The 23,251-nt window shown below is 73.2% G+C and carries 25 protein-coding genes; 16 read left to right on the forward strand and 9 right to left on the reverse strand.

The genetic code is table 11. The annotated features are described in order from the left end of the window. Positions 1-51 precede the first annotated feature (51 nt). From ftsW to gcvPB, 12 genes are all read left to right on the forward strand, one after another. Positions 52-1,296 carry a putative lipid II flippase FtsW gene (gene ftsW / locus AC1UE5_RS03360; protein ID WP_482920644.1) on the forward strand — a complete coding sequence of 415 codons (1,245 nt, stop codon included), beginning with the start codon at positions 52-54 and terminating at the stop codon, positions 1,294-1,296. After that, positions 1,274-2,263: a UDP-N-acetylglucosamine--N-acetylmuramyl-(pentapeptide) pyrophosphoryl-undecaprenol N-acetylglucosamine transferase gene (locus AC1UE5_RS03365; RefSeq protein WP_482920645.1), complete on the forward strand. Its 990-nt coding sequence runs from the start codon at positions 1,274-1,276 to the stop codon at positions 2,261-2,263. Before ftsW ends, AC1UE5_RS03365 begins: the two co-directional genes overlap by 23 nt. Positions 2,264-2,380: 117 nt before the next feature. After that, positions 2,381-3,013: a class I SAM-dependent methyltransferase gene (locus tag AC1UE5_RS03370; RefSeq protein WP_482920646.1), complete on the forward strand. Its 633-nt coding sequence runs from the start codon at positions 2,381-2,383 to the stop codon at positions 3,011-3,013. A gap of 41 nt (positions 3,014-3,054) precedes the next feature. Beyond that, entirely contained in the window at positions 3,055-4,344 is a 1,290-nt protein-coding gene (locus AC1UE5_RS03375; protein ID WP_482920647.1) for a UDP-N-acetylmuramate--L-alanine ligase, read from the forward strand. 44 nt (positions 4,345-4,388) lie between these two features. Then, positions 4,389-5,186, forward strand: coding sequence for a cell division protein FtsQ/DivIB (locus AC1UE5_RS03380; protein WP_482920648.1), 798 nt, complete (start codon positions 4,389-4,391; stop codon positions 5,184-5,186). Positions 5,187-5,367: 181 nt separating this feature from the next. Continuing rightward, entirely contained in the window at positions 5,368-6,486 is a 1,119-nt protein-coding gene (gene ftsZ, locus AC1UE5_RS03385) for a cell division protein FtsZ (RefSeq protein ID WP_482920649.1), read from the forward strand. Between the two features lie 227 nt (positions 6,487-6,713). After that, positions 6,714-6,854, forward strand: coding sequence for a hypothetical protein (locus AC1UE5_RS03390; RefSeq protein ID WP_482920650.1), 141 nt, complete (start codon positions 6,714-6,716; stop codon positions 6,852-6,854). 12 nt (positions 6,855-6,866) lie between these two features. Then, positions 6,867-7,529 (forward strand): hypothetical protein, encoded by a 663-nt coding sequence (locus AC1UE5_RS03395; RefSeq protein WP_482920651.1) that lies wholly within the window; start codon positions 6,867-6,869, stop codon positions 7,527-7,529. A gap of 48 nt (positions 7,530-7,577) precedes the next feature. Then, positions 7,578-8,672 carry a glycine cleavage system aminomethyltransferase GcvT gene (gcvT, locus tag AC1UE5_RS03400; protein WP_482920652.1) on the forward strand — a complete coding sequence of 365 codons (1,095 nt, stop codon included), beginning with the start codon at positions 7,578-7,580 and terminating at the stop codon, positions 8,670-8,672. Further along, positions 8,665-9,051 carry a glycine cleavage system protein GcvH gene (gene gcvH, locus AC1UE5_RS03405; RefSeq protein ID WP_482920653.1) on the forward strand — a complete coding sequence of 129 codons (387 nt, stop codon included), beginning with the start codon at positions 8,665-8,667 and terminating at the stop codon, positions 9,049-9,051. The genes gcvT and gcvH overlap by 8 nt, the downstream gene beginning before the upstream one ends. Beyond that, entirely contained in the window at positions 9,048-10,427 is a 1,380-nt protein-coding gene (gene gcvPA / locus AC1UE5_RS03410) for an aminomethyl-transferring glycine dehydrogenase subunit GcvPA (RefSeq protein ID WP_482920654.1), read from the forward strand. Before gcvH ends, gcvPA begins: the two co-directional genes overlap by 4 nt. Next, on the forward strand, positions 10,424-11,926 hold the full coding sequence (gene gcvPB, locus AC1UE5_RS03415; RefSeq protein ID WP_482920655.1) for an aminomethyl-transferring glycine dehydrogenase subunit GcvPB: 1,503 nt from the start codon (positions 10,424-10,426) through the stop codon (positions 11,924-11,926). The genes gcvPA and gcvPB overlap by 4 nt, the downstream gene beginning before the upstream one ends. Here the strand turns inward: gcvPB and AC1UE5_RS03420 are convergent. Next, a complete protein-coding gene (locus AC1UE5_RS03420) occupies positions 11,907-12,413 on the reverse strand; it encodes a DUF1360 domain-containing protein (RefSeq protein ID WP_482920656.1) in 507 nt (168 codons plus the stop codon). The genes gcvPB and AC1UE5_RS03420 overlap by 20 nt on opposite strands. A gap of 37 nt (positions 12,414-12,450) precedes the next feature. Next, positions 12,451-13,053, reverse strand: coding sequence for a serine hydrolase (locus AC1UE5_RS03425; protein ID WP_482920657.1), 603 nt, complete (start codon positions 13,051-13,053; stop codon positions 12,451-12,453). A gap of 235 nt (positions 13,054-13,288) precedes the next feature. On the opposite strand from AC1UE5_RS03425, the gene AC1UE5_RS03430 reads away from it, so the two are divergent. Next, positions 13,289-13,453 (forward strand): hypothetical protein, encoded by a 165-nt coding sequence (locus AC1UE5_RS03430; RefSeq protein ID WP_482920658.1) that lies wholly within the window; start codon positions 13,289-13,291, stop codon positions 13,451-13,453. 9 nt (positions 13,454-13,462) lie between these two features. On the opposite strand, the gene AC1UE5_RS03435 is transcribed toward AC1UE5_RS03430, so the two are convergent. The 7 genes from AC1UE5_RS03435 to AC1UE5_RS03465 are packed head-to-tail and all read right to left on the reverse strand — an operon-like array spanning position 13,463 to position 20,537. Then, the gene (locus AC1UE5_RS03435) at positions 13,463-14,140 is read right to left on the reverse strand and encodes an SRPBCC family protein (RefSeq protein WP_482920659.1); all 678 of its coding nucleotides are present in this window, start codon (positions 14,138-14,140) and stop codon (positions 13,463-13,465) included. After that, a complete protein-coding gene (locus tag AC1UE5_RS03440) occupies positions 14,118-14,783 on the reverse strand; it encodes a nucleotidyltransferase family protein (RefSeq protein WP_482920660.1) in 666 nt (221 codons plus the stop codon). Before AC1UE5_RS03440 ends, AC1UE5_RS03435 begins: the two co-directional genes overlap by 23 nt. After that, complete coding sequence (locus tag AC1UE5_RS03445) at positions 14,780-15,919, reverse strand: vWA domain-containing protein (RefSeq protein WP_482920661.1); 1,140 nt, start codon at positions 15,917-15,919, stop codon at positions 14,780-14,782. The genes AC1UE5_RS03440 and AC1UE5_RS03445 overlap by 4 nt, the downstream gene beginning before the upstream one ends. Beyond that, on the reverse strand, positions 15,912-16,760 hold the full coding sequence (locus AC1UE5_RS03450; RefSeq protein ID WP_482920662.1) for an AAA family ATPase: 849 nt from the start codon (positions 16,758-16,760) through the stop codon (positions 15,912-15,914). The genes AC1UE5_RS03445 and AC1UE5_RS03450 overlap by 8 nt, the downstream gene beginning before the upstream one ends. Positions 16,761-16,768: 8 nt before the next feature. Continuing rightward, a complete protein-coding gene (locus tag AC1UE5_RS03455) occupies positions 16,769-17,617 on the reverse strand; it encodes an FAD binding domain-containing protein (RefSeq protein WP_482920663.1) in 849 nt (282 codons plus the stop codon). Beyond that, positions 17,614-19,989, reverse strand: coding sequence for a xanthine dehydrogenase family protein molybdopterin-binding subunit (locus AC1UE5_RS03460; protein ID WP_482920664.1), 2,376 nt, complete (start codon positions 19,987-19,989; stop codon positions 17,614-17,616). The genes AC1UE5_RS03455 and AC1UE5_RS03460 overlap by 4 nt, the downstream gene beginning before the upstream one ends. Beyond that, on the reverse strand, positions 19,986-20,537 hold the full coding sequence (locus tag AC1UE5_RS03465) for a (2Fe-2S)-binding protein (RefSeq protein ID WP_482920665.1): 552 nt from the start codon (positions 20,535-20,537) through the stop codon (positions 19,986-19,988). The genes AC1UE5_RS03460 and AC1UE5_RS03465 overlap by 4 nt, the downstream gene beginning before the upstream one ends. Positions 20,538-20,662: 125 nt before the next feature. On the opposite strand from AC1UE5_RS03465, the gene trpS reads away from it, so the two are divergent. The 3 genes from trpS to scpB all read left to right on the forward strand — a co-directional run bounded on the left by trpS (position 20,663) and on the right by scpB (position 23,165). Continuing rightward, on the forward strand, positions 20,663-21,652 hold the full coding sequence (gene trpS, locus AC1UE5_RS03470) for a tryptophan--tRNA ligase (RefSeq protein ID WP_482920666.1): 990 nt from the start codon (positions 20,663-20,665) through the stop codon (positions 21,650-21,652). A gap of 107 nt (positions 21,653-21,759) precedes the next feature. Then, a complete protein-coding gene (locus tag AC1UE5_RS03475; RefSeq protein ID WP_482920667.1) occupies positions 21,760-22,512 on the forward strand; it encodes a segregation and condensation protein A in 753 nt (250 codons plus the stop codon). Further along, positions 22,509-23,165 carry an SMC-Scp complex subunit ScpB gene (gene scpB / locus AC1UE5_RS03480; RefSeq protein ID WP_482920668.1) on the forward strand — a complete coding sequence of 219 codons (657 nt, stop codon included), beginning with the start codon at positions 22,509-22,511 and terminating at the stop codon, positions 23,163-23,165. The genes AC1UE5_RS03475 and scpB overlap by 4 nt, the downstream gene beginning before the upstream one ends. The last annotated feature ends 86 nt before the right edge of the window (positions 23,166-23,251 follow it).

Here is a 23,251-nt window from a genome sequence, read left to right on the forward strand (position 1 = left end):
TTCGTAACTCCGCGCGCAGGTGCAGCGCGTCGCGCGTCGAAGGACGCGGCTGTGAGTCGTCGCCGCCCGGCTGCACGCGCCAAGAAGAAGAACACGTTCCCGCTGGAGCACTCGATCCTGCTCACCGCGACCCTGTGCCTGCTCGCGGGCGGCGCGGTGATGGTCTACAGCGCGTCCAGCGCACGAACGCTGCTGGAGGGCTCGGGCGACGGCACGGGCTACCTCATCAAGTACCTCGGGTGGGGCACGCTCGGCTTCATCGCGCTGCAGATCGCGTCGCGGATGCAGCTCGACGCGGTGCGCCGCCTGACGCCGGCGATCCTCGCGCTCTCCTTCTTCCTCCTGCTGCTCGTGCACGTGCCGGGCATCGGCGTCAACGTCAACGGCGCGACGCGGTGGGTTGGCGCGGGGCCGCTGCAGTTCCAGCCCTCGGAGCTCATGAAGCTCGCGATGGTGCTCTACGCGGTCGACCTGCTCGCCAAGCGGCCGAAGATGGTGCTGACGTTCAAGGGCGTCTTCAACCCGCTCTTCGTCGTCGCGGGCGCGGCGTGCCTGCTGATCCTCACCCAGCCCGACCTCGGCACCGCGCTGGTGATCGGCTTCACGCTCTGCGCGCTGCTGGTCGCCGCCGGGCTGCCGCTCGCGCTGCTGGGCAAGATCGCCGGCTCCGTCAGCGTCGGCATCATGATCTTCGCCATCGCCGAGCCCTACCGGCGCGAGCGGCTGATGACGTTCCTCGACCCGTGGGCGCACGCGAGCGACGAGGGCTTCCAGTCGGTGCAGGGCCAGATCGCGCTCGGCTCCGGCGGCCTGTTCGGCAACGGCATCGGCGAGTCGGTGCAGAAGATCTTCTACCTGCCCGAGGCGCACACGGACTTCATCCTCGCGGTGATCGGGGAGGAGCTCGGCGTCGCGGGCATCTGCGTGCTGCTCTTCCTCTACGGGCTGATCGCGTACGCGGGGCTGCGGGCCGCGAAGATCGCGCGCGGGCCGTACGCGCAGCTGCTCGGCGCGGGCCTGACGTCGCTGATCCTCTCCCAGGCGACGCTCAACGTCTTCACCGTGCTGGGGCTCGCGCCGCTGACCGGCGTGCCGCTGCCGTTCATCTCGTCCGGCTCGTCGTCGCTGCTGACGCTGATGACCGCGATGGGCCTGCTGCTCAACGTCGCCAACGGCGGGCACTCGGTCGTGCGGGCCGTGCCAGGATCGAGGGCAGATGAAAGTCGTGATCGCAGCCGGCGGGACAGCCGGCCACGTCGTACCCGCGCTGGCGGTGGCCGGCGCGCTGCAGGCTGACGGCGCCGAGGTCGTCTGGGTCGGGGGCGAGCGGGCGGAGGCCGAGCTCGTGCCCGCCGCCGGCATCCCCCTGCGCACCATCGCGGTGAAGGGCCTCTCGCGCACGAACCCGCTCGCCGCCCTGAAGGCGGCCGGGCTGGCCGCGCGCGCCGTCGGGGCCGCCCGCAAGATCCTGCGGGCCGAGCAGGCCGACGTCGTGCTCGGCGGCGGCGGGTACGTCGCCGGGCCGGTGGGCGCGGCGGCGGTCGCGTCGCGCGTGCCGCTGGTCCTCGCCGAGGCCGACTCGCACCTCGGGATCTCGAACCGCCTCCTCGCGCCCCGCGCGCGGCGGGTCTGCCTGGCGTTCCCCCTCGCCGGCCGCGACGGCGACAAGTACGTCGTCACCGGCCGCCCCGTCCCGGCGCCCGCGACCGACCGTGCCGCCGCGCGCGCCCGCTTCGGGCTCGGGGCCGACGACCGCGTCGTGCTGATCTTCGGCGGCTCGCTGGGCGCGCGGTCGATCAACGAGGCCGCCGTCGAGGGGTTCGCCGACGCGCCCTACCGGGTGCTCCACGCCGCCGGCCGCCGCGACTACGACGACCTCGTCTCGCGCGTGCCCTCCGACCGGTACGACCTGCAGCCCTACATCGACCGCTTCGGGGAGGCGCTGCTCGCAGCGGACCTCGTCGTCGCGCGCTCGGGTGGCTCGGTCTTCGAGATCGCCGCGCACGGGCGGGCCGCGGTGCTCGTCCCGTACCCGCACGCGACCGCCGACCACCAGACCTCGAACGCGAAGTGGATGGTCGACGCGGGCGCGGCGGTGCTCGTGCCCGACGACGAGGTCACGCCCGAGCGGCTGCGGCGCGAGGTCGACGCGATCCTCGACGACCCCGCCCGGCTGGAGGCGATGTCCGCCGCGTCGCTCGCGCTCGCCCGCCCCGACGCGGCCGATGCCATCGCACGCGAGGTGCTCGCTGCGGGAGCCTGAGCGGGTCTCCCGGCGCCAGGCACGACGAGACGACGGATACCGGCCTGCCGGCCTACCACCGTTCGTCTCGCCGCACCAGGCATCCGGGATGACACACTCAGGGAGATCGGCATCGTGATGGTCCCCGCCCGCCTCTTCGCCGCCCTGTACGACCGGTCGCTCGCGGCCGTCGAGGAGGCGGGCCTGCGCGACCACCGCGCGACGCTGCTGGCCGAGGCGCGCGGGCGGACGGTCGAGATCGGCGCGGGGACCGGCGCGAACGTCGGCCTGTACCCCGCGGCCGTCACGTCGCTCGTGCTGACCGAGCCGGAGGAGCCGATGGCGCGGCGCCTCCGCGCGCGGCTCGAGGCGGCCGGCTCCGACGGGCGCGAGGTCGAGGTCGTGGAGGCCTCGGCGGAGGCCCTTCCGCTCCCCGACGCCTCGTGCGACACGGCGGTCTGCACGCTCGTGCTGTGCACGGTGCCCGACCCGCACGCGGCGCTCGCGGAGATCGGGCGTGTGCTCCGGCCCGGCGGCCGCCTGCTCTTCCTCGAGCACGTCCGCGCCGACGATCCCGGCGTCGCCAAGTGGCAGGACCGCCTGACGCCCGCCTGGCGCTTCTTCGCCCGCGGCTGCCACCCCAACCGCGACACCGCCGCCACGCTGACGGCCGCCGGCTGGCGGGTCGAGACGCTCCACGAGGACCGGCTCCCGAAGTCGCCGCCCATCACGCGCCCGCTCATCCGCGGCGTCGCGGTGCCGACCGCCTGACGGCCTTCGCGACCGCGCCGCCGTCGTAGCCTCTGCGCGCGATGAGCGCCTGGACAGGGAAGCGGCTGCACTTCGTCGGGATCGCCGGCTCGGGGCTGAGCGCATACGCGCTCGCCGCGCACGCGCTGGGGGCCGAGGTCTCGGGCTCCGACCGTGGTGAGTCGCCGTATCTCGCGCGCGTGCGCGAGGCGGGGATCGCGGTCGCGATCGGCCACGCCGCCGGGAACCTGCCCACCTCGAGCCAGCTCGAGGTGGTGGTGTCCACCGCGATCCCGCAGGACAACCCGGAGATCGTCGCGGCGCGCGAGCGGGGCGTCCCCGTGCTGCGGCGCGCCGAGCTGCTCGCCCGCCTCACGCGCGAGAAGCGGACGATCGCCGTCGCCGGCGCGCACGGGAAGACGACGACCACGTCGATGATCGCCCACGCGCTGCTGGAGCTCGGGCTCGATCCCGCGTACCTCATCGGCGGCACGCTCTCGACGACCGGCACCAACGCCGCGTGGGGGAGCGGCGACTGGCTCGTGGTCGAGGCCGACGAGTCGGACCGCTCGTTCCTCGCGCTCGACACCGACGTCGCGGTCGTCACGAACGTCGAGCTCGACCACCACACCGAGTGGTCGGGCGGCCTCGCCGAGCTGCGCGAGGCGTTCGCGCAGTTCCTCGCCACGCCCGAGCACGCCGTGCTGCCGTCCGACGACCCAGACGTGCTCGCCCTGCGCCCGGCCGGAGGCATCGCACCGTTCGCCGCGTGGGAGGGGCCCGAGCTGGCGGTGCCCGGCGAGCACAACCGCCGCAACGCCGCGGCGGCGCTCGCGGCCTGCGTCCTCGCGGGCGCGGAGCGTGGTGAGGCCGCGCGCGCCTTGGCGACCTTCCGCGGCGCCGGCCGCCGGTTCGAGCGACTGGGCACGACCGCGAGCGGGGCGGTCGTCGTCGACGACTACGCCCACCATCCGACCGAGGTCGCCGCCACCATCGCCGCCGCCCGCGACACCAAGCCGGCCGGGCGTGTCATCGCGGTCTTCCAGCCCCATCTCTTCAGCCGCACCCAGCTGCTCGCCCGGCGGTTCGGCGAGGCGCTCGCCACCGCCGACGTGGTCGCGCTCGTCGACGTCTACCCGGCGCGCGAGCGGCAGGAGGACTTCCCGGGCGTCACCGGCCTCACGATCGCCGAGCAGGCTGCCGACGCTGCGCCTGGCAGGCCCGTCTACTGGCTGCGCACGTTCGACCAGGCCGAGCCGGTCCTGCGCACCCTCGCGCGCGAGGGGGACCTCTTGCTGATCCTGGGCGCCGGCGACGTCAACACCCTCGGCGCGCACCTCGTCGCGTCATAACGGCGGGAGGACTCGCCGCGCCCGCGGCGAACCCTCAAGACCAGATGCGCCGCCGCCGTCTCATGCGCCGCGCGCTGCTTGCCGCCGCCGCACTCTCCATCCTCCTCGTGGGGGGCTTCCTGCTCCTCCGCGACGCCTCGACGTTCGCCGTGCGCGACGTGCAGGTGCGCGGGGCGAGTGGCCCGGACGCCAGCAAGATCGAGCTGGCGCTGCGCGACGTCGCCCGCGACATGACCACGCTCAACGTGGACGCCGAGGCGCTGCGCGAGGCGGTCGATCGGTACCCCACCGTGAAGGGTGTGGAGGTCGACCGTGACCTACCTCACGGACTGACGGTCACCGTCGTCGAGCGCCGCGCGGTCGCGACGGTCGAGCGGGGCGGGCGCCGCATCCCGCTGGCCTCCGACGGCCGGCTGCTGGACGGCGCGACGCCGCCGGACAACGTGCCCGCGCTGCAGGTCGAGCGCGCGGTCGGCTCCCGGATCGACGATGCCAAGGGCGAGCAGCTGGTGAAGCTCGTCGCCGCCGCGCCCGACGCGCTGCGCCGCCGTGCGGCCCGCGCGACGGTCGGCGACGAAGGGCTCACCCTCCAGATGAAGGAGGGGCCGGAGCTCTACTTCGGCACCGCGACCGAGCTCACCGCCAAGTGGACGGCGGTCGCCCGGGTCCTCGCGGACCCGGCCGCGCAGGGGGCCACCTACATCGACGTGCGGGTCCCGGAGCGCGCAGCCGCCGGGGGTCTCGGCGAGCTCGCCGATCCGAACGCCGCAACCGAAACGCAGGACCAGACGGGGGTCGCGACGACCCCGGAGGGCACAGTCTCAGCCTCTACTGGAGCCTGAGTCAACCGAAATCACGTTTCTCCTGCGTACGTCGAGAGTTCGCGGATCTGCAACCGTGGTTGCACGGCTAGACTCCGCGTTGACTTTCGCCGTAAGCCGTGCATACCGTGGCTTTCGGGCAGGAACAGCGTGCTCCAGGCAAAACTCTCAACGCTAACTCAAGGGTCGGACGACAGACATCATGGAATCCAGCGGTAGCTACCTCGCCGTCATCAAGGTGGTCGGCGTCGGAGGCGGCGGCACCAACGCCGTCAACCGCATGGTCGATGCCGGCCTGCGGGGCGTGGAGTTCATCGCCGCCAACACCGACGCCCAGGCGCTCGCCATGTGCGACGCCGACATCAAGCTGAACATCGGCCACGAGCTGACGAAGGGCCTCGGCGCCGGCGCGAACCCCGACGTGGGCACCGGCGCCGCGCACGAGTCGCGCGACGACATCAAGGAGGCGCTCAAGGGCGCGGACATGGTGTTCGTCACGGCCGGCGAGGGCGGCGGCACCGGCACGGGCGCCGCGCCCGTCATCGCCGAGATCGCCAAGGAGGAGATCGGCGCGCTGACCGTCGGCGTCGTCACGAAGCCGTTCGGCTTCGAGGGCACGCAGCGGACGCGGCAGGCCGAGGAGGGCATCGCCCGCCTCCGCGAGGTCGTCGACACGCTCATCGTCATCCCGAACGAGAAGCTGCTCGCGATCGTCGAGCGCCGCACGTCGATCCTCGACGCGTTCCGGATGGCCGACGACGTCCTGCGCCAGGGCGTCCAGGGCATCACCGACCTGATCACGATCCCCGGCCTGATCAACCTCGACTTCGCCGACGTGCGGACGATCATGTCCAACGCCGGCAGCGCGCTGATGGGGATCGGCTCCTCGCAGGGCGAGAGCCGCGCGGGGGAGGCGGCGAAGGCCGCGATCTCCAGCCCGCTGCTGGAGGAGTCCGTCGAGGGCGCCACCGGCATCCTGCTCAACATCACCGGCGGCCCGGACCTCGGCCTGTTCGAGGTCAACGAGGCGGCGGAGATCGTCCAGAGCGCGTCGAGCGACGACGCCAACATCATCTTCGGCGCCGTGATCGACGAGGCGATGGGCGACGACGTCCGCGTCACGGTGATCGCCACGGGCTTCGACAAGGCCCCGGGCCGCGCGCTCGGCGGCGGCTACGGCGCGACCTCCCGCTCCGGCCAGCGCGAGCCCGAGCAGCCCGGCCCGCGCGACCGCTCCCCGCGGATCAGCGATCGCCAGCGCCAGTCGCTCGAGATCTCCGACGACGACATCGACATCCCGCCCTTCCTCCGCGACCGCTAGCGGGTGACGCCCGGGCCCGGGCCTACCACGCGGAGGCGATCGACGTTTTCGCCCCGCTATGCGGGGTCAAGACGTCATTCGATTCCTCGCCGCCGGAGAACCGGGGCGACCGGGAGTCATTTCGAGCGGGGCCGCGCCAACCGGTCCATCAAAAGCAAGTTGCGTGAACAAATCCCCACAACTGGGGATTGATGCGGTGGCGCTCGACGTGCGAATCTGGGGCTCCCGTGCAGAAGCCCAAGATGACCCTCACCGAGCTCCAGGAGCACCTCAAGCTGCTCGACGTCGCCTCCCGTGACGACCTCGACGAGCTGCTCACCGACCTCCTCTGCCACGTCTACCGGACGAAGGACGCCCAGAACGGGTGATGGGTCAGCGCCGTGCCTTCGGCTCGTGAAGCTGAGCGCCGGCGACGCAGGACCGTCTTCATCGCCGAGAACGAGGAGCCCGAGCGCACCGAGCTCGGCACCGACTGGTACCTGAGCGGGCGGTTCCGCGCGCACGTCGAGACGCACGTCGGGATGGGCGCGTTCGTGGAGGATCTCACGCTCGACGAGGCCCTCGCCTGGGCCCGCGACCACGGCGACAAGATCGTCCTCCGCATCGGCGACGAGGAGCCGCGGCTGGTGACGGCGGACACCGACCTGCCGCGACCGGTGCGCCGCCGCGTGCCCGAGGAGGCGTGGAAGGACCGCACGGACGCCGACCCCGACGCGACGTGGACGGCCGTCGTCCAGCTCGCCCCGCCGTGGGACGAGGGCCCCGAGGAGCGTGCCGCCTGGGACGCGGTGGCCGACGCGGCCGCCCGCGCGCTGGGCGCGAGCTGGTCGGCGAAGGAGCTCGACGGCTTCCTGGCGGACGTGCGCCGGGCGCTGCGGTCGGGCCGCGAGTACGTCATGACCTCTCACCCGCGCGCGTACACCGTCGAGATCGCCGTGCAGGCGCCGACCCACCAGCGGGCGATCGCGGCGGCGCGGGCGCGACTGCCGCCGCTGCCCGACGGCTGGTCGGCGAGCGTCACCGCGGACTTCCTCGCGGGCTGAGCGACCGCCAGGCGGCGCCGGGGCCGTTGGTAGCCTCGCGGGGCTTCCATGGGCACCCCTTCAGAGACCCTCAAGCGCACGCCGCTCCACGCCCGCCATGCGGCGGCCGGGGCGAAGCTCGTGCCCTTCGCCGGCTGGGACATGCCGGTCCAGTACGCCGGCATCCGCGAGGAGCATCTCGCGGTGCGGCGGGACGTCGGCGTCTTCGACGTGAGCCACATGGGGGAGATCGAGACGCGCGGGCCGCGCGCGCTCGAGTTCCTCCAGCGCATCCTCTCCAACGACGTCGCGAAGATCGCGGTCGGCGGCGCGCAGTACGCGCTCCTGTGCAAGGAGGACGGCGGCGTGCTCGACGACCTCTTCACGTACCGGCTCGGCGACGACCGCTACCTGACGGTCACCAACGCCGCCAACCACGAGAAGGACCTGGCGTGGTTCCGCAAGCAGGCGGCCGCGTTCGGGGAGGGCGTCACCGTCACCGACGCCGCCGCGGACTACGCGATGCTCGCCGTCCAGGGCCCGAACGCCCGAGCGCTGGTGGCCAAGCTCACCGACACCGAGCTCCCCGCGCGCTTCACGGTCGCGCAGCAGACCGTGGCGGGCGCGGACGTCCTCGTCGCCGGCACCGGCTACACGGGCGAGGACGGCGTCGAGCTGCTCGTCCGGCCCGAAGACGCCGAGGCGGTCTGGGACGCCGTGATCGCCGGCGGCGCCGCGCCCGTCGGGCTCGCCGCGCGCGACACGCTCCGCCTCGAGGTCTGCTTCCACCTCTACGGCAACGACCTGATGGAGAGCCGCGGCCCCATCGAGGCCGGCCTGGGGTGGGCGTGCAAGGAGGACACCGGCTTCATCGGCTCCGAGGCGGTCGCCAGGACGCGCGCCGAGGGTCCGTCCGAGAAGCTCGTGCCGTTCAGGCTCACCGGCCCGGGCATCGCCCGCCAGGGCAACCCTGTCGAGGGCGGGGGCGAGGTCACGAGCGGCACGCTCAGCCCGAGCCTGAACATCGGCATCGGGATGGCCTACCTGCCGCTCGCCAAGGCCGAGCCGGGCACCGAGATCCAGATCGACGTCCGCGGGAAGCTGCGCGCCGCGCAGGTGGACCGCAAGCCGCTGTACCGACCGAACGAGGAGAACGATGGCTGACGGCACGTACCCCGAGGGGCTGCTCTACCACCCGGAGCACGACTGGGCCCAGATCGACGGCGACATCGCCACCTTCGGGATCACCTGGTACGCCCAGGACGCGCTCGGCGAGGTGGTCTTCTTCGACCCGCCGACCGTCGGCGACACCGTCACCAAGGACGAGTCCTACGCTGAGGTCGAGTCCGTCAAGGCCGTGTCCGACGTCATCGCCCCGCTGTCCGGGGAGATCGTCGAGGTGAACGAAGGTCTCGCCGACGCTCCCGAGACGATCAACTCCGACCCGTACGGGGACGGGTGGCTCGTCAAGGTGAAGCTGTCCGACACCTCCGAGGTGGACTCGCTCCTCGACCAGGGGTCGTACGTAGAAGGACTTGGATGAGCCGATACACCGCCGTCACACCCGATGACCTGAAGGAGATGCTCGCCACGATCGGCGTGGCGTCTCTGGATGAGCTGTTCGACGCGCTCGTGCCGGAAGGGGTCCGGCTCGAGCGCGGGCTGGACCTGCCGGACGGCATGACCGAGCAGGACGTCTACGACCACCTGCGCGCGCTGGCGGCCAAGAACGTCAGCGCCGAGGACGAGGTCACGTTCCTGGGCGCGGGCATGTACGACAGCTACGCGCCGGCGCTGATCGACATGCTCGTCACGCGGTCGGAGTTCCTCACGCCGTACACGCCGTACCAGCCCGAGATCTCGCAGGGCGGGCTGCAGGTGATGTTCGAGTACCAGACCGCGATCTCGGAGCTGACGGCGCTGCCGGTCTCCAACGCGTCGGTGTACGAGGGCCCGAGCGCCCTGGCCGCCGCGGGCTACCTCGCGCGGCTGGCGAACAAGAAGGGCAAGTTCGTCATCTCCCGCGCCGTCCACCCGCACAGCCGCGAGACGCTCCGCACCCTCGCGCACGGGTACGGCGTCGAGGTGGTCGAGGTGCCGCTGCGGGACGGCGTCACCGACCCGGACGCGTGGGCCGCCGCGATCGACGGCGACACGTCCGCGGTCTTCTTCCAGAACCCGAACTTCCTTGGCGCGGTCGAGGACGCCGCGGCGCTCGCGCAGGCGGCGAAGGACTCGCCCGCGGTCGTGGTCGCGCAGTACGACCCGATCACGCTCGGCATCCTCGCGCCTCCCGGCGAGGTCGGCGTGGACGTCGCGGTCGGCGAGGGCCAGCAGCTCGGCAACCGCCTGGACTTCGGCGGCCCGTCGTTCGGCTTCTTCGCCGCCACCGAGGCGTACCTGCGCCGCATGCCCGGCCGCATCGCGGGCGAGACGACCGACGTCGATGGGCGCCGCGGGTTCGTGCTCACGCTCCAGACGCGCGAGCAGCACATCCGCCGCGAGAAGGCGACGTCGAACATCTGCACCTCGCAGGCGCTCAACGCGCTCGCGGGCGTCGTGTACCTGACGTGGCTGGGCAAGCAGGGCATCGTCGAGCTGGGCGACCTGCTCCTGCAGCGCACGCACTACGCGCGCGAGACGCTCAAGCACGTCGACGGCGTCGAGGCGCTGCACGACCAGCCGGTCATCCGCGAGTTCGCCGTGACGGTCGACGCGCCGGTCGACAAGGTGCTGGAGCGGCTCGCCGCGGCCGGCATCAACGGTGGGTACGCGCTCGGCCGCGACTACCCGGAGTACGAGAACGGCCTGCTGATCGCGCTCACCGAGCAGCGCACGCGCGAGCAGATCGACCGGCTGGCGTCCGAGCTGGCGGCCGCCGTGGCCGCCGAGCGCACGACCGTGGGGGCCTCCGCATGAGCATCGCGACGCAGACGCCGCTCCAGCGCGAGAAGGTCGAGACGATCTTCGAGAAGGGGCGTGCCGGCCGCCGCGCGTTCGTGTGCCCGGAGCCTGGCGTGCCCGAGGTGGCGCGCGACGAGCTGCTCCCCAAGCAGTTCCAGCGCTCCGCGGGGCCGAAGCTGCCTGAGGTGAGCGAGCCGGAGATCGTCCGCCACTACGTGCGGCTCTCCAAGCGGAACTTCGACCTCGACTCGGGCTTCTACCCGCTGGGCTCGTGCACGATGAAGCACAACCCGCGGCTGCACGAGCGGGTCACGGCGCTGCCGGGCCACGCGCGGCTGCACCCGCTGCAGGACCCCAAGCGGGCCCAGGGCGCGCTGGAGCTCATGCACGAGCTGGAGAACGCGCTCGCCGAGGTGAGCGGCCTCCCGCACGTGTCGCTCCAGCCGAGCGCGGGCTCGCACGGCGAGCTGGCCGGCGTGCTGCTCACCCGCGCCTACCACGAGGCGCGCGGCGAGACCCGCACGAAGGTCCTCACCCCCGACACCGCGCACGGGACCAACCCGGCGACGGTGACGATGGCGGGCCTGGAGGTCGTGAAGGTCGGGACGAACGCCGACGGCGGCGTCGACCTCGACGACCTGCGCGCGAAGGCCGACACCGACGTGGCGTGCCTGATGCTCACCAATCCGAACACGCTCGGGCTCTTCGACAAGAACATCGAGGAGATCGCGAAGATCGTGCACGGGGTGGGCGCGACGCTCTACTACGACGGGGCGAACCTCAACGCCGTCATGGGCCGCACGCGCCCGGGCGACATGGGCTTCGACATCGTCCACTTCAACCTGCACAAGACGTTCACGCAGCCGCACGGCGGCGGCGGCCCGGGCTCCGGCCCGATCGCGGTGTCCGACCGCATCGAGCCGTACCTGATGACCCCGCGGGTCGTGAAGGGCGCCGACGGGACGTTCGACCTCGACTACGACAAGCCGGAGTCGATCGGCCGCCTGCGTGGGTTCCACGGCAACTACGGGACGTTCGTGCGTTCGTACGCGTACATCCGGTCGCTGGGCGCCGCGGGGCTGCAGGACGCGTCGGAGATCGCGGTCCTCAACGCGAACTACCTGCTCGCGCGGCTGCGCGAGGAGGGCGTGCTGGACCTGCTGCCGCTCGCGTACGGGAAGCTGTGCGGCCACGAGTTCGTGCTGTCCGGCGCGCCGATGAAGCGCGAGCTGGGCATCAAGACGCTCGACCTGGCCAAGCGGCTGCTCGACCACGGCATCCACCCGCCGACGGTCTACTTCCCGCTGCTGGTCGACGAGGCGCTGCTGATCGAGCCGACCGAGACGGAGACGAAGGAGACGCTCGACGGCTTCGTCGACGCGATCGTCGAGATCCTGCGCGAGGCGCGGGAGGACCCGTCGATCGCGCAGAACGCGCCCTACTCGACGCCGGTCCGCCGCCTGGACGAGGCCGGCGCCGCCAAGCGGCCGGTCATCAGGCAGCCGATGGCCTGAACCGCGGTCCGTCCTCCGGGACGCGGTCGGCGCTCCGCTCGGCCGCGTTCTGGAGGACGTTCGACCTGCTGGTCAGGGCCGTGAAGCCGGCCTGGAGGAAGTCGTTGACGGCGGCCGTCGCGAGGACGTTCGCCAGGATGCGGCCCTCGCGGGGCCGGACGACGCGCAGGCCGACGAGCCCGAGCGCGCTCCACGTGCCCAGACAGCGCGTGCAGGTGAGCAGCTCGCCGGCGGCGTAGCGCAGGCCGTGGCCCTTGGGCCGGCGGTCGGCCTCGTCGACGACGGGCTCGCGCACCCACGTGCCGACCTTCTCCTTGGCCAGCGCCTTGGTCAGGGCGAACGTCGCGAGCCCGAAGACGGGCAGCTCGCTCGTGCGCGGCGCGTCCTCGCGGGAGGCGGCGAGCAGGCCGGTGGCCAGCGCGGCCCACGCGGCGTTGATCGCGGCGTAGTCGCGCGGCTCGGTCGGGGTCTCGGTGACGGGATCCACCCCCGACGACTTCCCGCTCCGCGCGCGGCAGGAACCTCTATCGCGGGCTCGTGAGCAGCCGCCGGGCGATGCCCTCGAGCGTCCAGCGGCCGTACTCGTGCGATGGGCTCGCGTCGGTCAGGATCGCGAGCGCGACCCGACGTCCGCCGCGGCGCGCCACCGCGGCCTGGTGGACGAGCCTGCCGCGCCAGCCGCCCTTGAACTCGACGCGCCAGCCCTTTGGCGCGAGCGCGTGCGGGATGCCCCAGCGCTGCTGCGGGGTCACGGTGGAGAGGAGCGCGTGGGCGTACCCGCGGTGGCGCGGCGGGACGACCCGGTCGAGGCGGTGGAAGAGGCGTGCGACGTCGGGGGCGGTGAGCGTGATGTTCGACCACGTGCCGTTGAACGTGACGTGCCGCATCCCCGCCGCCGCGGCCGTCGCGCGGAGCGGCGCGTCGCCGAGCGTGCGGTACACGAGGTGCGCCGCGCGGTTGCTGGAGATGCGGATCATCGGGTCGAGCTGCTCGCGCGTCGCGGGCGGGAGCGGTGTGCGCGCGTGGCGGCGCAGCGTGGCGACGAGGAGGAGCGCCTTGCCGAGCGACGCGCTCTGGTACGCGCGGGTGCCGCCGCGGCTGTGGAGGCGGCCGGCGCTGTCGATCACCGCGTAGCTGAGCGCGCCCTCCCGGGTGGCCGCGAAGCGTTCGGCGGCGTGCAGCTGAGCGGCCGTCGGACGGGCCGCGGCGGGCGTGCTGGTTGGCCAGACAGCCAGGGCGAGGAGTGGGAGCGCGACAGAAGGCGGACCCGCCAACCGCATCTTCAAACCGATTGTTTGCAGGATCTTCCGGGGAAGTGAGCTGATGCCTGTCATCAACCGGACAAGGGGAGTCCAACCACCCATGATCGGCATCATCATCGCCATTCTGCTTGCTGCCCTCGCGTATGCGCTGTGCGTCGCGCTGGGCCTCCCGGCCATCGTCGGCATCGTCGCCGCGGTGCTCGTCCTGCTCGCGGGCATCCCGAGCGGCGGGTACGGCCTCGGCAACCGCTTCGGCGCACGGTAGGGCGCGCGGCTAGCGCCCGCGCCGCACGAGACGCCGCAGGCGATCCCGCAGCACGCCGAGCAGCAGCCTGATCCCGGAGATCGGCTTGCCGGCCTGCGGCGGGCTCGCCGGACGCGGCGGGGGAGGAGTGGCCGCCGGCGTGCCCGTCCCGGGCGCCGGCGCCGGCCCCTCCGCCTCGGTGGCCGCGGCCGCCTCCGGGCCGCCGCCCGCCTCCACGCCGGGCATCTCCGTCGTCGCCGGCGCGAGCTTGCTCTGCAGACACGCCGCGAACTCGCCCAGCAGGCGGTTCGAGACGTCCTGGATCATCCCGCCGCGGCTGAACGACGCGAGCCGGCCGGTGATCGTCATGTCGGTGACGACCTCGACGTGCGTGCCGCCGTCGTCGCGTGCGGAGAGCGTCGAGTGCATCGTCGCCTTCGCGCCGCCTTGGCCCCGCTTGTCGGTCCCGCTCGCGCGCATCGTCACCGCGTGCGCGGCCTTGTCGACCGCCTCCATCACCATCTGCCCGCGGTACGACGCCTTCGCCGGCCCGATCTTCACGCTGAACGTCCCGTGGTAGGTGCCGTCCTCGCCGACCTCGGTCAGCTCCGCGCCGGGCAGGCACGGCGCGACCTGCTGCACGTCGATGAGCGCCGCCCACACCGTCTCCAGCGGCGCGTCGACGTCAAAGGACTGCTCGAGCTTCACGGCGGACCTCCTCCAGGTCGTGCGGGGTGTCGACGTCGAGGTTCCGGCGGCCGAACTGGCCGGCCTCGACGAGCTTCCAGCGCTCTCCGCGTAGGCCCTCGTCCCCGCGGAGCTCGCGCGCCCGCCGGATCAGCTTGGGACCCAGGACGACCGGGTGTCCGGGCACGCCGTCGAACGCGAGGCGGTGGTTCGCGCCGTGGTCCATCACCATCGCGATCATCGTGGGCGAGATGAGCGGCTGGTCGCCGAGCGCGACGACGACCTTGCGGGTCTCGCCGAGGGCGTCGAGGCCGCAGCGGAGCGACGCCGCCTGGCCCTCCTGCCAATCGGCGCAGACGACCGGCTCGCTGTCGAGGAAGTCGACCTCGCGCAGGATCCGGTCGGCGTGCGCCCCGAGGACGACGACGATCCGCTCCAAGGCCGGCACGGCGCACATGCTCAGCACGACGTGCTCGAGGACCGGGATGCCGCGCAGCTCGGCGAGCTGCTTGGGCTCATCGCCGAAGCGCGTGCTGGCACCGGCCGCGAGGATGAGGCCCGCGAGGGGGACGGCGTCGTCGCGCAGGGGCGCGCGGCGACCGGGCTCGCGGCCTGGCCACGACTCGTCGACGCGGCGTGCGCGGATGGAGGGGTTCCAGGTCACAGGTCCTCCAGGATGGCGGCCAGCTCCTCCAGCGACGCGATCGAGTTGCCGGGGAGGAAGCGGTCGGTGTGCGGGAGCGCGGCGGCCATCCCACGTGCGAGCGGCTCGTAGCCGGGCTGCGCGGCGAGCGGGTTGAGCCACACCACCCGGTGCGACGCCCGGCGAAGTCGTGCCATCTCGAGACCCAACTGCGCCGGATCTCCCCGGTCCCAGCCGTCGGAGAGCACCACCACGACACTCCCGCGGCCCAGGCGGCGCCCGTGCTCGCGGTTGAGGGTCGCGAGCGCGGCGCCGATCCGCGTGCCGCCGCTCCAGTCGGTCACCGCCGCGGCGGCCCGCGCGAGCGCCGCGTCCGGATCGCGCCCGCGCAGCTCGTGCGTCAGGCGCGTGAGCCGCGTCCCGAACGCGAACGCCTCCACCCGCCGCCGCGCCGCGACCGCCGCCTGCACGTACTGGAGCAGCACCCGCGCGTACGGGGTCATCGAGCCGGACACGTCGGCGACGAGGACCATCGGCCGGGGGCGGTCGGTCGGCGCGCGCCAGTGGCGCTCCAGCGGCTCGCCGCCGTGACGCAGCGACGCGCGGACCGTCCGGCGCAGGTCGGGCGCGTGGCCGCGGCGACGGGCGGTCGGGACGGTCCGGCGCGAGCGGCGGCGCGGGCCGCGGCGTGCGAGGGAGGCAAGGAGCACGCGGGCCGCCGCGCGCTCGGCGTCCGTGTACAGCGCGAAGTCCTTGTCGCGCTCGAGCTCGATCGCCGACCACGCCGCAGGAACCGGGACGAGCTCGCCCGCCCGTTGCGGGGCGCCCGGCGGCGGCCCCCCGGTCGGCGGCCCCGCGGCCCGCGGCAGCGCGAGCGACGCGATCGGATCCGGCACGACCGCCGGCGCCGGCCGCCCGCTCCCGAAGACCTCGTCGAAGCACGCGTGGAACGTCGCGAGATCGTCACGGGACGCGCACAGGACCGCGGAGAGCGCGGCGCGCGCGTCGGCGCGCCGTGACGGATCGATGGCGGAGAGGGCACGAAGCGCGGCGACGACCTCGCCGGACCCGACGGTCACGCCCCGCGCCCGCAGCAGCGCCGCGAGGGCGGTGAGCCGCGCGACGACGACCGCGCCAGGCCCGGCGGGGTCAGGCATCGCGGAGGAGGTCGAGGGAGCGGACGCGGTCGAGGTCCTCACGCACCTTCAGCACCGTCCCGAGCGTCGCGTCGAGGTCGTCGATCGCGGTCAGCGCCTGCGCCCACACGATCGTCTCGCCGACGCCCGGCGCCTTGTACAGGCCCGCCTCCCGCAGCCGCGCGACCGCCGCGCAGACCCGCGCCGCGACCGCCTCCGCGACCCCCGGCGCGCGGGCCGCCACGATCGCCCTCTCCCGCTCGACCGACGGGTAGTCGATCCAGTGGTAGAGGCACCGCCGCTTCAGCGCGTCGTGCAGCTCGCGGGTGCGGTTGGACGTGAGCACGACGAGCGGGCGGTGCACGGCGCGCACCGTGCCCAGCTCCGGGATCGTCACCGCGAAGTCCGCGAGGAACTCGAGCAGGAAGGCCTCGAACTCGTCGTCCGCGCGGTCGATCTCGTCGATCAACAGGACCGCCGGCGTCGGGGCCCGCAGCGCGGCGAGGAGCGGCCGGGGCAGGAGGAAGCGCTCGGAGAACAGCTCCCCCTCGTCCACGCCACCCTCCGCCGCCCGCAGCGCCAGCAGCTGCCGCGGGTAGTCCCAGTCGTACACCGCGTGGTGCACGTCGATGCCCTCGTGGCACTGCAGCCGGATGAGCGGCCGGCCGAGCGCCGACGACAACGCGCGTGCGACCTCCGTCTTCCCGACCCCCGCCTCGCCCTCCAGCAGCAGCGGCGACGAGAGCACGGCCGCGAGGTACACGGCGATCGCGAGGTCCCGGCCGGCGAGGTAGCCCTCGCCGGCCAGCGCGTCCTCGACCGCCTCCACGTCCGCGAAGGCGGGCTCCGGGGCGGGAGGCAACGGCGCGGTCAGACGCCCGCCGCCCTCCCCAGCGCCCGCCGCGTGAGCACCCGGGCGAGGTGGCGCTTGTAGTCCGGGGTCGCGTTGAGGTCGCCGGGCGGGTCGGTGCCCTCCGCGGCGTGCGACGCGGCCTCCTCGATCGACGCCGCGTCCGCCGGCCGCCCGCGGAGCGCGTCCTCCACGGCCGACGCCCGCAGGGGCGTCGACGCCATGTTCGTCAGCCCGACCCGCACGTCGCTCACCACGCCGTCCACGACGTGCACCAGCGCGCACGCCGCCACCATCGCCCAGTCCTCCGAGCGGCGGTTGAACTTCTCGTAGCCCCAGCCGTAGCCGTCGAGCGCGGGCACCCGCACCTCGGTCAGCACCTCGGTCTCGCCGACCGCCGTCGTCAGGTAGTCGACGAACAGGTCCGCCGCCGCGACCGACCGCTGCGCGCCGCCTGGGCCCACCAGCGTCACCGACGCCTCGGCGGCGAGCATCACCGCCGGGAAGTCGGACGCCGGGTCGCCGTGGGCGAGCGAGCCGCCGATCGTCCCGCGGTGGCGCACCTGCGGATCGGCGATCAGCGACGCCGCACGGGACACGAGCCCCAGCTCCGTCGTCCCCTCCAGCACCGAGTGGGTCGTCATCGCACCGACGCGGAACGTCCCGTTCTCCCGCGTCACGCCGTGCAGCCCGGGCACGCGCCGCAGGTCGATCAGCCGGTCCGGCGCCGCCAGCCGCAGCTTCATCAGCGGCAGCAGCGAGTGGCCGCCCGCGAGCAGCTTGACGTCCTCGCCGTCGGCCGACGCCAGCTCACCCAGCGCCTCCTCCAGCGTCGTCGGCGCGCGGTAGTCGAAATGCGCGGGGATCACGCCGCACCTCCGTTCGAGCCGTGGATGGCCTCCCACACCCGCATGGGCGTCAGCGGCATGTTGATGTACGAGACGCCCGCAGGCCGCAGCGCGTCGATGACCGCGTTCGTGACGGCGGCGCTCGCCGCGATCGTCCCCGCCTCGCCGACGCCCTTGACGCCCATCGAGGTCGTGGTGGACGGCGTCTCCGTCCGGTCCGTCTCGAACGACGGCAGCTCCGCCGCGGACGGCAGCGCGTAGTCCACGAACGTCCCGGTGACGAGCTGCCCCTCCTCGTCGTAGTGGATCCGCTCGTAGAGCGCCTGCCCGATCGCGTGGGTGATGCCGCCGTGCACCTGCCCGTCGATCAGCTTCGGGTTGATCGCCGGGCCGCAGTCGTCGACCGCGACGTACCGGACGACGTCCACCTTCCCGGTCTCCGCGTCCACGTCGACCACCGCCGCGTGCGCGCCGAAGGGGAAGACGAAGTTCTCCGGGTCGTAGAACGCCGTCGCCTCCAGCCCCGGCTCGAAGCCCGCGGGCATGTCGTCGATGATGTACGCCTGGCCGGCGATCTCCGCCAGCGTCAGGCCGCGGTCCGGGGAGCCGCGCACCGCGAACTTGTCGCCGCTCAGCTCGATGTCCTCGGGCGCCGCCTCGAGCTTGTGCGCGACGATCCGCTTGGCCTTGTCGACCACCCGCTCGGTCGCGCGCGCGATCGCCTCGCCGCCGACGCTCAGCGACCGCGACCCGTAGGTGCCGAGCCCCTGCGGCCCGGTCGACGTGTCGCCGTGCATCACCTCGACCTGGTCGGGCGTGATCCCGAAGCGGTCCGCGACGATCTGCGCGAACGACGTGTCGAGTCCCTGCCCGTGCGGCGACGTGCCGGTGTAGACGGTCACCGCGCCGGACACGTGGACGCGCACCATCGCGCTCTCCCACAGGCCCGCCTGGACGCCGACGCCCGCCGGCCCGGTCACCCGCGAGGGCGCCAGGCCGCAGATCTCGGTGTAGGTCGAGAACCCGATCCCGCGGTAGATGCCGCGCAGGCGCAGCTCCTCGGCCTCCGACGCGACCGCCGCCGGGTCGATGTGCTCCAGCAGCTTCGCGAGCGTGCCGTGGTAGTCGCCGGAGTCGTAGACCATCCCGATGGCGGTCTCGGCCGGGAACCGCTCCTTCGGGATGAAGTTCTTCCGGCGCAGCTCCAGCCGGTCGATCCCGAGCTCGTAGGCGAGCTGGTCGAGCGTCACCTCGATCATGTGCGTCGCCTCGGGCCGCCCGGCGCCGCGGATGGCGTCGGTGCCCATCTTGTTCGTGAAGACGCCGACGATGTCGGTGCGGACCGAGCGCCACTCGTAGCACCCGGTCATCACGAACGCGCCCAGCGACGGGATGAGCGGCGTGAGCAACATCATGTACGCGCCCAGGTCGGCGGTGATCTCGACGTGCAGGCCCGTGAGCGTGCCGTCGCGCATCGCGCCCATCCGCACCTTCGCGACCTGATCGCGCCCGTGGTGGGAGACCATCAGGTGCTCGGAGCGCGTCTCGACCCACTTGACGGGCCGGTTGAGCTTGCGCGCGAGCGCCGCGACGAGGATCTCCTCGCCGTAGATCTGCAGCTTGGCCCCGAACCCGCCGCCCACGTCGGGCGCGACGACCCGGATGCGCTCCTCGTTCATCCCCAGGCACAGGGCGAGGAAGAGCCGCAGGAAGTGGGGGACCTGGGTGGAGCTCGTGACCGTCAGCTCGCCGCTGCGGAAGTCCGCGAGCACCGCCCGCGGCTCGATCGGCGCGCCGGACGTGCGGTGGTTCTCGACGACGCGCTCGACGACGACGTCGGACTCCTGCAGGACCTGCTCGACGTCGTCGCCGCCGAGCGACCACGCGTGCACCTTGTTCGTCCCGAACTGCTCGTGGACGAGGGGAGACCCGTCCTGGAGCGCCCGCGCCGGGTCGAGCACCGCGGGCAGCGGGTCGTACTCGACGATGACGTCCTCGGCGGCGTCGACGACCGCGTACCGGTCGCTGCCCACGACGACGGCGACCGGGTCGCCGACGTGCTTGACGGCCCCGCGCGCGAGCGGCCAGTGCTCGGGCACGTTGACCTCGACGCCGGGCGGGACCCACGCGCACGGCAGCGCGCTCGCCAGCTCCAGGTCGTCGCCGGTGACGACCGCGTGGACGCCGGGGCGCTGCCGGGCCTCCGAGGTGTCGATCGAGACGATCCTCGCGTGCGCCTCGGGGGAGCGGATGATCGCCGCGTACAGCTGCCCGGGCAGCGTGTGGTCGTCGGTGTAGGCGCCGCGGCCGGTGATGAGCGGCGGGTCCTCCTTGCGGCGCAGCGCCTGGCCGACCCACGTGCCGTTGTGCGGGCGGTCCGTCGTCGCGCTCATGCCCCCAGCCCTTCCTGCGCCAGCTGGCCGATGTTCTCCCGCCCCTGCTCGGACGGGCCGCGCTCGGAGACCTGCCCGCGGCCGGCCTCGGCGGCGGAGAGGATCGCCTTGACGATGTTGTGGTAGCCGGTGCAGCGGCAGAGGTTGCCCTCGAGCGCGCGCCGGACCTCCTCCTCGCTGGGGTCGGGGTTGCGCTTGAGCAGGTCCGCCCCGGCCATGATCATCCCCGGCGTGCAGTAGCCGCACTGCAGCCCGTGGTGCTCCCAGAACGCCTCCTGCACGGGATGGAGCGCGTCGGGGGTGCCGAGCCCCTCGATCGTGGTGACCTCGCACTCGTCGGCCTGGACCGCGAGCACCGTGCACGACTTGACCGCCTGGCCTTCGAGGTGCACCGTGCACGCGCCGCAGTTCGACGTGTCGCAGCCGACGTGCGTGCCCGTCAGCCCGAGCTGATCGCGCAGCGCGTGGACGAGCAGCGTCCGCGGCTCGACGCTGATCTCGTGCGTCACGCCGTTGACCCGCAACCGCACCGGAACCCTGTGGGACATGCCTCTCCTCTCCCGGGGACAGTAGGCGGGAACCTACGCCCGTGTGGCAGGCGACACAAGCCCGCGGACTCGAACCGTCGGCCGGGCGACATCCCGGGTGCGCGGATAGCCTGCTCGGCCGGACTATGCGCATCTTCTCTGGGATCCAGCCGACGGGGCGCAAGCACCTCGGCAACTACATCGGGGCGATCACGAACTACGTGAAGGGGCAGGATCGCGCCGATCCCGCGATCTACTGCGTCGTCGACCTGCACGCGATCACCGTCGCCTACGACCCCACCGAGCTGCGCGAGCGCACGCGGGACACCGCTGCGATCCTGCTCGCCGCCGGCCTCGATCCCGAGCGCTGCATCCTCTTCCGCCAGGCCGACGTGCAGGAGCACACCGAGCTGTCGTGGCTGCTGAGCGGCGTCACCGAGCTGGGGCGGCTGAACCGCATGCACCAGTTCCGCGACAAGTCCGTCGCGCAGCGCGAGCTGGTGAGCGCGGGCCTGCTGATGTACCCGGTCCTGATGGCCGCCGACGTGCTCGCCTACCGCGCGCACGAGGTGCCGGTGGGGGAGGACCAGCGCGAGCACATCGAGCTGATGCGCGACGTCGCCGAGCGGTTCAACAAGCGGTTCGGCGAGGACGTCCTGGTCGTGCCCGAGGGCCGCATCCCGCAGGTCGGCGCGCGCGTGCGCGACCTGCAGGACCCGACGCGCAAGATGTCCACGACCGGCGGCACCGAGGCCGGGACGGTCTACGTGCTCGACGAGCCCGACGCGATCATGAAGAAGTTCAAGCGCGCGGTCACCGACAGCGGCACCGAGATCCGCCGCGGCGACGACAAGCCCGGCATCACGAACCTCATCGAGATCTACGGCATCGCGACGGGGAACGCCCCGGACGAGGTCGAGGCCGAGTTCGCGGACAAGCGCTACGGCGACTTCAAGGTCGCCACCGGCGAGGCGGTCGTCGAGTGGCTGCGGCCGGTGCGCGAGCGGTATCACGAGATCCGCGGCGACGAGGCCGCGCTGGAGGCGACGCTCGCGGCGGGCGCGGACAAGGCGCGCGCGCTGGCGGCCGAGACGCTGCTCGACGTGCGCCGCGTGATGGGCGTCGGGCGGGGCTAGCCGCTCGGCTTCGCGGGAACGCGCGCGGTACCCGGGGGAGCTTTCGTGCGGAACGTGCGGGCGCTTCGACCGGTGCCGCCGGGGCCGCGGGTAGCCTCGTCTGGCACATGACGGTCGCCGATCTCGAGCTCGACCTGGAGGTCTTCTCCGGGCCGTTCGACCTGCTGCTCACGCTCGTGCTGCGCGAGGAGGTCGACCTGCTCGAGGTCGAGCTGGCCGACGTCGTGCTCACCTACCTCGACTTCCTGGAGGAGAAGGGGGAGCTCGACCTCGAGGTCGCCACCGAGTTCCTCGTCCTGATCGCCGCGCTGCTGGAGCTGAAGTCCCGGCTCATGCTGCCGCGCGAGGAGGCGGAGCTGGTCGACGTCGAGCCGTCCGAGGCGGCCGAGGAGCTGCTGGCGCGGATGATCGAGGCGCGGCGGTACCGCGCGGCGTCCGAGCACCTGCGGGGGCTGCTCGACGCCGAGGAGGGCATCCGGTATCGCGCCGCGCCGCTGCCGAAGTGGCTGCGCGCGTCGTCGGAGCTGGACGAGACCTCGCCCGCGGTCTACAAGCCGGCGCGGCTCGGGACGGCCATCGGCTCCCTGCTCCGCCACCCCGCGAAGGTCGACATCACGCACCTCGGGCAGGTGCGCGTGAGCGTCACGGAGCGCCTGCGCGTGCTGCGCGGGCTGCTCGCGAAGGGCCGCACGACGTTCGACGCCGCCGTCGAGGGGGCCGATCGCGTGACCGTCTGCATCACGCTCTTCGCGCTGCTCGAGATGTACAAGCAGGGCGAGGCGACGTGGGAGCAGGACGAGGCGTTCGGGGAGATCGTGATCGAGCCGAAGGCGCCGGCGCCGGTCGAGGCGACCGCGTGAGCGACCTGTCGCGCATCGTCGAGGCGCTGCTCTTCCTGTCGCCCGATCCGGTGCCGATGGAGGCGCTGGCCGAGGCGTGCGAGGTCGCGGTCGAGGACGTCGACTGGGCGCTGGGGGAGCTGCGGGAGCAGTTCGCCGCGGGGGAGCGGGGCTTGCTGCTGAAGGAGGTCGCGGGCGGGTGGACGCTGGCGTCCGACCCGGTGGCCGAGAGCGCGGCGCGCAAGCTGCTCGCCAAGCCCCGGACGCCGCCGCTGTCGCCCGCGCAGGCCGAGACGCTGTCGATCGTCGCGTACCTGCAGCCGGTGTCGCGGCCGGAGATCGCGCGCATCCGCGGGGTGGCGTCGGACTCTGCGACGGCCACGCTGCTCGAGCGCGGGCTGATCGAGGAGTCCGGCCGCTCGCAGTTCGGCGCGGTCCTCTACCGCACGACCCCGCTCTTCCTCAAGCTCTTCGGCCTCGACGACCTCGACGCCCTGCCCGATCCCGCCCAGTGGGACCCGACCCCCGAGGAGCAGGGCGCGCTCCGCGACCGCCTGCTCCGCGCCGGCGACGCGCGCGCGGGCCTCGCGACGGTCACCGCGAGCGCGACGACCTCGGAGGGCGACCGCGCCTCCGACGACGCGCCGCCGGAGCCCGCCGGCGAGGCCACCTGACGTCCCAACCGTCCCCGGCCGGCGGACGCTCGGGAAGTTGTGCCGCCTGGGGCCGCACAACTTCCCTCGCGTGAACAGGCCGCGAC

It is taken from the genome of Parviterribacter multiflagellatus, from assembly GCF_056863265.1.